The 7,159-nt window shown below is 67.9% G+C and carries 8 protein-coding genes; 4 read left to right on the top strand and 4 right to left on the bottom strand.

The annotated features are described in order from the left end of the window. The first annotated feature begins 63 nt into the window (after positions 1 to 63). Complete coding sequence (gene rpmA / locus ACIQ2E_RS10940; protein WP_398330210.1) at positions 64 to 327, top strand: 50S ribosomal protein L27; 264 nt, start codon at positions 64 to 66, stop codon at positions 325 to 327. An 89-nt stretch (positions 328 to 416) separates the two neighbouring features. On the opposite strand, the gene ACIQ2E_RS10935 is transcribed toward rpmA, so the two are convergent. Together ACIQ2E_RS10935 and ACIQ2E_RS10930 are read right to left on the bottom strand one after the other, a co-directional pair. Next, positions 417 to 1,163, bottom strand: a complete 747-nt coding sequence (locus ACIQ2E_RS10935; protein ID WP_398330207.1) for a class I SAM-dependent methyltransferase — start codon at positions 1,161 to 1,163, stop codon at positions 417 to 419. Between the two features lie 6 nt (positions 1,164 to 1,169). Next, positions 1,170 to 1,949 carry a queuosine precursor transporter gene (locus ACIQ2E_RS10930; RefSeq protein WP_398330216.1) on the bottom strand — a complete coding sequence of 260 codons (780 nt, stop codon included), beginning with the start codon at positions 1,947 to 1,949 and terminating at the stop codon, positions 1,170 to 1,172. A 50-nt stretch (positions 1,950 to 1,999) separates the two neighbouring features. Between ACIQ2E_RS10930 and truB the strand changes: the two genes are divergently transcribed. Together truB and ACIQ2E_RS10920 are read left to right on the top strand one after the other, a co-directional pair. Further along, positions 2,000 to 2,911: a tRNA pseudouridine(55) synthase TruB gene (gene truB, locus ACIQ2E_RS10925; RefSeq protein ID WP_398330204.1), complete on the top strand. Its 912-nt coding sequence runs from the start codon at positions 2,000 to 2,002 to the stop codon at positions 2,909 to 2,911. Between the two features lie 44 nt (positions 2,912 to 2,955). Then, positions 2,956 to 3,729, top strand: coding sequence for a YebC/PmpR family DNA-binding transcriptional regulator (locus ACIQ2E_RS10920; protein WP_398330201.1), 774 nt, complete (start codon positions 2,956 to 2,958; stop codon positions 3,727 to 3,729). Here ACIQ2E_RS10920 and ACIQ2E_RS10915 read toward each other — a convergent pair. Together ACIQ2E_RS10915 and ACIQ2E_RS10910 are read right to left on the bottom strand one after the other, a co-directional pair. Then, the gene (locus ACIQ2E_RS10915) at positions 3,722 to 4,462 is read right to left on the bottom strand and encodes a glucosamine-6-phosphate deaminase (RefSeq protein WP_398330213.1); all 741 of its coding nucleotides are present in this window, start codon (positions 4,460 to 4,462) and stop codon (positions 3,722 to 3,724) included. The genes ACIQ2E_RS10920 and ACIQ2E_RS10915 overlap by 8 nt on opposite strands. Positions 4,463 to 4,506: 44 nt before the next feature. Beyond that, positions 4,507 to 5,895: a SpoIID/LytB domain-containing protein gene (locus ACIQ2E_RS10910; RefSeq protein ID WP_398330194.1), complete on the bottom strand. Its 1,389-nt coding sequence runs from the start codon at positions 5,893 to 5,895 to the stop codon at positions 4,507 to 4,509. Positions 5,896 to 6,012: 117 nt separating this feature from the next. Between ACIQ2E_RS10910 and ACIQ2E_RS10905 the strand changes: the two genes are divergently transcribed. After that, complete coding sequence (locus tag ACIQ2E_RS10905) at positions 6,013 to 6,963, top strand: ribonuclease Z (RefSeq protein WP_398330191.1); 951 nt, start codon at positions 6,013 to 6,015, stop codon at positions 6,961 to 6,963. Positions 6,964 to 7,159 lie beyond the last annotated feature (196 nt).

Genomic DNA, 7,159 nt, shown 5'->3' with positions numbered 1-7,159 from the left:
GTGGGCGGCAAAGCCCTGGCCTGATCAGCCGCAGCGTTTCTCAACCCAACACTCCCCTGAACCATGGCCCACAAGAAAGGCACCGGCTCCACCCGCAACGGCCGCGACTCCAACTCCAAGCGCCTCGGTGTGAAGCGTTATGGCGGTGAGTCGGTCAACGCTGGTTCGATCCTGATCCGCCAGCGCGGCACCTCCGTGCTGCCCGGCCTGAACGTGGGTCGCGGCGCCGATGACACCCTGTTCGCCCTTGTGGATGGCGTGGTGAGCTTCGACACGATCAAGCGCGGCCTGCGCACCCGCAAGCGCATCAACGTGGCTGTCGGCTGAATTCAGCCTCCAGCTTCCGCCTGATCCCTCAGGCCTTCCAGCCGGCGCCATGGCGCCGGCTTTCTTGTGTGCAGGTGTTGTGCCCCGCTTCAGAGCAGCCGGTAGGCCCGGGTGGTGATCAGGAAGGGGTGGAACACCTCCAAGAAGCGAGTCTGCAGCGTGCGGAAAAACCGCTCAACCAGCTCGGGCTCATCGAAATGGAACGGGTACTCACCGGCAAAGCCCTTGAAGAAATACCAATTCAGCAAGGCAATGGCGGAGGGCGTCATGCGTGTGGCGAACTGTTCCAGCTGGGCGCTTGGATCGTTGAGGTGCTCGAGCACGTCGAGGCACACGATCGTGTCGAACTGGCTGGGCAGCTCGGGGGCTTGAAGGTCGCGGAAACAGCGCAGCTTGTGCTGCAGCCCAAACCGTTCAGCGCGGGCCTGCACGAAGCGGCGATTCTCGGGATTGAGGTCCACGAACCACACCACCTCCACCTCCGGCAACGCCGCTGCAGCCAGGGCATGGGTGCCGATACCGCCGCCGAAATCGAGCACCTGGCCGCGGGCGAACTGCTGCTGCAACCGGAGCGTGTCGGCGATGTAATCGGCGCTGCTCAGATGCCAGGCCGCCAGCTCCAACAGGTGGCCTGTGCCCACGGCGGTTTCGTAGAAGGCTTCCGCTTTGTGGGGATCGAACGCCCCGGGATGAGCCGCCGCAAGCGATTCGGTAGCCAGGGGCAAGCGCCGCTCGAGCTCCTGCGGCTCCAGGGACAGGTGCGCCGCCAGCTGGCGGCGCAGATCAAAGCCTCCATCGAGAAAGTGCTCGAGGGAGAGGGTGGCGGTAGGGCTCATGGCTGCTCACCGTAGTGGTGAGCCCAGAACCGGACCGAGCGCTGAATCCAATTCGCTGCCTGCTCCCGGCACCACCAGCCAGCGCCGCAGCCAGGCCGTGAGCCAATAGAAGGGCAGCGTGTCGGCCAAGGCCGCCAGCACCTTGAACAGATAGCCGCTGGCAATGAAGCTCATCAACTGCGGTAGCACCGGCAGTTCGGGCTTCACCGGCAACACATGGGCGGCGTAGTGGCTGATCAGCACCACGGCACTGGTATCCACCAGCTGGCTCACCAACGTTGAGCCGTTGTTACGCAACCACAGCGCCCGCCCTCCGCTGACGCGCTTCCAGAAATGGAACAGCCGCACATCGGTGAACTGGGCCGCCATGTAAGCAACCATCGAAGCGCCCACCGCGCCAAAGGCCAGATCCTGCACCGCGAAGAAGGTGCTCTCTGGCGCCCCGGGTAAGCCCGGCAACACTCCACCCAACCAGAGGATCAGCACAATCCAACCATTGAGCAGCAACCCCACCCAGACCAACTGACTGGCGCGCTCCTCGCCCCAGATCTCACTGATCAGATCGGTGCACAGAAACGTGATCGGATAAGGCAGGGCACCCACCGCCACCACAACCGGCCAGGAGCCGATGCTGCCCAGCTGCAGAAAGCGGGTCAGCCCAAGGATGTTGAGCATCCCCATCGTTCCGAGGAACAGCCCAGCCAGCACCAGAAACGCGAGCTCACGCCGGCGCTGCAGCGCGGCTGGCGGCAGATCCATGGCTTTCGGGGGCATCCCACGGGGCATCGAGCGGCAGCACAGCTCCTCCAAGCCTGGCGGGATTGAGGCCATCGGCAATGGGAGCATCAAGGCAGTGCACACCCCCTGCCTTGATCTGCGGCTTCCTGGTGCTCGATAAGCCCGCCGGCCTGAGCTCCCATGGCTGCGTTGCGCGGGTACGGCGCGCCTATGGCCTCAAGCGGGTGGGCCATGGGGGCACCCTCGATCCCGCTGTCACCGGTGTGCTGCCCATTGCCCTCGGGCCCGCCACACGGCTCCTCCCTTACCTCAGCGGCAACAAGACCTACAGGGGTGTGGTGCAACTGGGGGTCAGAACCGACAGCGACGACCTCGAGGGCGAGGTGCTGGAACGGCAACAGCCACCGCAGCTGAGCTCCACCGATCTGCAGGCCGCGCTTGAGCCGTTCCGCGGCCTGATCCAGCAGCGCCCGCCGGCGATATCGGCCGTGCACGTGAATGGCCAGCGGGCTTACAAGCGGGCCCGCGCGGGCGAACACGTGGAGCTGCAGGCCCGTCCCGTGAGCCTGCATCGGCTGGAGCTGCTGCACTGGGATCCCGTGCTGGGGCGGCTGGAGCTGGAGGTGGCCTGCTCGGCTGGCACCTACATCCGCTCGCTGGCCCGCGATCTGGGTGAGGCCCTGGGCTGTGGCGGCTGCCTGGCGCAGTTGCAGCGCACAGAGGCCCTCGGCTTCAAGCTCGAGCAAAGCGTGAGCTGGGAGCAACTCGAGGCCGTGCCTCCGCCGGCCCTGGTGGATCCCCTCGAGGCCCTGAGGCACCTGCAACGGCATCAGCTCACGGCGGAAGCACTGGCGGGCTGGCGCTGCGGACGGCTCCAGGCCTGCGAACCCACCTGGCCGATCGACGCGCCGGTGGTGGTGGTGGGCCCGGATGGCAACCTGGCGGGCATGGCCCGGGTGCAGGCCAGCGGCCAGCTGCAGCCGCGCCTGGTGCTCGATGCCGCCGGCTGAAGGCCGGATCCTCGTCTCGCTGTTTCGTTCCACTCCGCACGCGCATGGCCGGCCATAGCCGATGGGCCCAGATCAAACGCACCAAGGCCGTGGTGGATGCGAAACGCGGTGCGGTGTTCACCCGGCTGGGTCGCGAAATCATGGTGGCGGCGCGAGCCGGTGCCGATCCTGCCGGCAACTTCCAGCTCCGCACAGCCATCGAAAAGGCCAAAGCGGCCCGGATGCCCAACGCCAACATCGAACGGGCGATTGCCAAGGGCTCCGGCCAGGGCGTGGGCGGGGCTGATGCGTTTGAAGAGGTGCGCTACGAGGGCTATGGCCCTGGCGGTGTGGCGGTGCTGATCGAGGCCCTCACCGACAACCGCAACCGCACGGCAGCGGAGCTGCGCCTGGCCTTCAGCAAGAACGGCGGCAACCTCGGCGAAACCGGCTGCGTGGGCTATCTGTTCGAGCACCGCAGCGTGGTGCGCCTCGAGCAGAGCAACCCGCAGGAAGAGGAGCTGCTCGAGCGGCTGCTGGAGCTGGAGGCACAGGGCGGTCCCAGCGTGCTCGGCTACGAGCTCGAACCGGAGGGGGCTGAGGTGCTGGGGGCCTTCGAGCAGCTGGAAGCCCTGCAGGACGGCCTGCGCAACCTGGGGTTGCCGGTGAGCAGCTGGGAGCACCGCTGGATCGCCAGCACCCCCTGCCGCCTCGACGAACCAACCGCCCTGGCCGGCTGCCTGAAGCTGCTGGATGCCCTCGAAGACCTCGACGACGTGCGCAGTGTGACCAGCAACCTTGAAGCTGATGAGGCGCTGATGGAAGCAGCGCTCAGCTGAATTTCAGCGCAGCTGCCGCGGCCTGATCCACCACGACCTCCAGCTGGGGGTGGCGCTGCAGCCAGCTGGCAGGAACCTCCGGGCACGGGGGCTCCTGCAGGGCGCGGCGCAGGATCTGGGCCTTCGCGGTGCCTGTCACCACCAGCAGCACGCGCCGGGCCGCCAGGATTTCGGACGTGCCCAGGGTGATCGCCCGCTCCGGCACCGCAGCGGGATCCCCCTCGAACGCGGCGGCATTCTGCTCACGGGTGGCGGGGCTCAACCCCAGACAGCGGCAGGATTCCGAGGCGGAGCAGGGAGGCTCGTTGAAGCCCACATGCCCGTTACTGCCCAGCCCAAGCAACTGCAGATCGATGCCGCCTGCGGCTATCACCGCGGCGCTGTAGCGGCGGGCCTCAGCCTCGGGATCCGCGGCACAACCATCAGGGATCTGCAAACAACCGCCAGGCAGTTGCAGTGGCCCGGCCAGCTGCCGCTGCATAAAAGAGGCAAACGACTGGGGGTGGTCCTTGGCGAGGCCCACATATTCATCGAGGTTGAAACTGCGCCACCGGCCGAGCAACAGCGCCAATTGCTGTGGCGGCAGCGCTTTCAGCCGCTGCAGGAGGGCCGCATACACCGGTTCCATCGTGCGGCCAGTGGCCAGGCCCAGCACCGCAGCCTGCTCGAGGGCCTGGTGCAATCGCTCGGCCACGTGGGCTGCCACGGCGTCGGTATCCGCCTCCACCCGCAGTTGGCACGGCCAAGTGGCAGTGGTGGGGGAGGAGGGGGCAGCGATCAAGGCGATACGGCCAGGGAGCGCGGGTCGTCGTTCGCCCAGCCTCGCCCAGCGGCTGCAGTGCGCGCCAGCTCGCTGTAGGGCTGCAGTGCCGTACCGCGGTAGTAGTGCTTGAGGATCGAGGCGTATGACTCACCCCGCTGGGCCATCGCCAGAGCCCCCCACTGGCTCATCCCCACACCGTGACCAAAGCCACGCCCCACTGCGACCAACTGCACCACCTCCGGCGTCTGAGTGGAGGGCACCGGCAAGGAGAACGCCGGGAGGGGCGGCGGCACCAAGGCTGGAGCAGCTCCACTGGCGGAATCCAGGCTCAAACCCGCCAGGACAGGCCCCGCTGAACTGGCGGAGGGCACCAGCTCGAAGCGCACCCAGGTGCTCTTCAGGCCCAGGCGGGAACGCAACTGGGCTCCGGTGAGCGACAGCTGCCCCGTGGGACCCACCACCCGCGCCTGACGTACGCGGCCGGTCGGCGTGGTGGCGACCACATCAATGCCCAGCGCCCCACCCAGCTCCGGAAACGCCTGCTGCAGGCGGGTGCGATCGAGGGGCTGGCGCCAGTCGCGCACCGGTGACGCCTGATCGAAATCAGGCACGCTCACCAAATAGGGCAGTTGCCGCGGCCAGAGGTCGCCGCTGCTCTCGGTGCTGCCGCCGCTGCTGCTGTGAAACACCGCATCGATCAGGGCGTTGTTGTAGGTGAGCACCTGGCCCCGCGTCGCCGCCACCGCCGCCAGGGTGGAAGGGGTCTCGGCCTCCACACCCTTGTAAACCTGGCTGGCGGTGGTGGCCTGAACATCGAAGGGCGCCGAGGGCTTTCGGGCCTTGAGCGCATAGGTGCGGGCAGCCACCGCCTGGGCCTTCAACGCCTGCAGGGGCCAGCTAGCCGGCATTTCGCTGCCCACCACGCTGGGCAAGTAGGTCTCCAGCGGCACGTGGTTCACCACCTGCAGCTGACCGGCCTGGGGCAACAGCTGCAGGCGCCCCCGGTAGCGGCGCTGGCCAACCCACAAGCCCGGATCCCGCTCTTCGGGGCCAGCCAAGGCCTCGAGCCATACCTCCCGCAGCTGCCACTGCTCGCTTTCGGAGCTATCAGCCCGCACCAACCGCAGCCAAGCGCCGTCAGGGGCCGCCTGGAGCACCACCTGCCCGCCAAGCTCCGCCAGCACCCGCCCCTGACCATCCCGCAGGCGCAGCCCTGCCGCCGACAAGGCCGGCCTCAGCCGCGTTTCCTGGCCCTGCAGCACCAGCACGCGCAGCAGCGGTTCGTTCAGTGCGGGGGCCTGGGCAGCCTGGGGTTCGGCCGATCGCGCCAACACGCTCGGGGCGGCCAAGCAGGAAGCCGTCAGAGCGAACACTCCCAGCGGTAGGCGTCTCAGGCGAACCATCGCGGGCCACATCGGCAGGGCAGGCCATTGTGACGAGCGGCTGACCATCCCGCCAGGGCACAGTGGCGGCGCCATGGCACGATCAGATCAGTCACACCGGGGAGGCTCCGGCCGGCCGTGCAGGTCACCTTCCTCGGCACCAGTTCCGGCGTGCCCACCCGCGGCCGCAACGTGTCGGCGGTGGCGTTGCGCCTACCCCAGCGCGCCGAGCTGTGGCTGTTCGACTGCGGCGAAGGCACCCAGCACCAGTTCCTCCGCAGCGAACTGCGGGTGAGCCAGCTGCGGCGCATCTTCATCACCCACATGCATGGGGATCACGTGTTCGGCCTGCCGGGGCTCCTGGCCAGCCTGGGGCTGGCTGGCACTTGCAGCGGCATCGATCTCTACGGCCCCGACCCCCTGCGCGACTACCTCGAGGGCGTGCTGCGCACCTCCTCCACCCGCATCGGCTACCCACTGCGCAGCCACCGGGTGAAGGACGCCGCCACCAGCGGCGCGGTGCTGCTCGACGACGACGACATCACGGTGCGCTGCACGACGCTCATCCACCGAGTTCCCGCCTACGCCTACCGGGTGGATCAGAAGCCCCGCGCCGGCCGGTTTGATGTCGAGCAGGCCCGCGCCCTCGGCATCCCACCCGGTCCGATCTACGCCGAGCTCAAAGCCGGGCGCGAGGTAGTGCTCGACGACGGCCGCATCATCAACGGCGCCAGCCTCTGCGGCCCGGAGCGACCGGGTTGCAGCGTTGTGTATTGCACCGACACGGTGTTCAGCGAGGCGGCGGTGGAGCTGGCCCAGGGAGCCGATCTGCTGATCCACGAGAGCACCTTTTCTCACGCCGAAGCGGAGATGGCCATCGCCCGCCAGCACTCCACCAGCACCATGGCGGCGCAGACGGCCCTGGCTGCCGGCGTGAAGCAGCTGATGCTCACGCACCTCAGCCCGCGCTACGTGCCGGGCAACCCGGTCACGCCTGACGATCTGCTCAACGAAGCGCGGGCCATTTTCCCCAACACCGCACTGGCCAAAGACTTCCTCAGCGTTGAAGTGGCCGCAGGCGAGAGCTGAGGCTGCAACAGTTCGTGAGTGGCTGGGGCCCGGGCAACCAGCAGGCCCATTGGCCGTGATACAAGGTCTCTGGCGCGGTCTCCACCACCACCTTGCCGGCTTTTTCGATGGCCTCTTCTTTCTCCTCTGCCCTCCGGACCCTGGCCCGGGTGCTGGTTCTGCCCCTGGCCCTGCTGGTGGGCCTGGCCGGCCCCGC

Source organism: Vulcanococcus sp., assembly GCF_044369115.1.
Taxonomy (GTDB): Bacteria; Cyanobacteriota; Cyanobacteriia; order PCC-6307; family Cyanobiaceae; genus Vulcanococcus.
The sequence above is the reverse complement of the archived record's forward strand: the minus strand, read 5'-3'. Positions and strand labels throughout refer to the sequence as shown.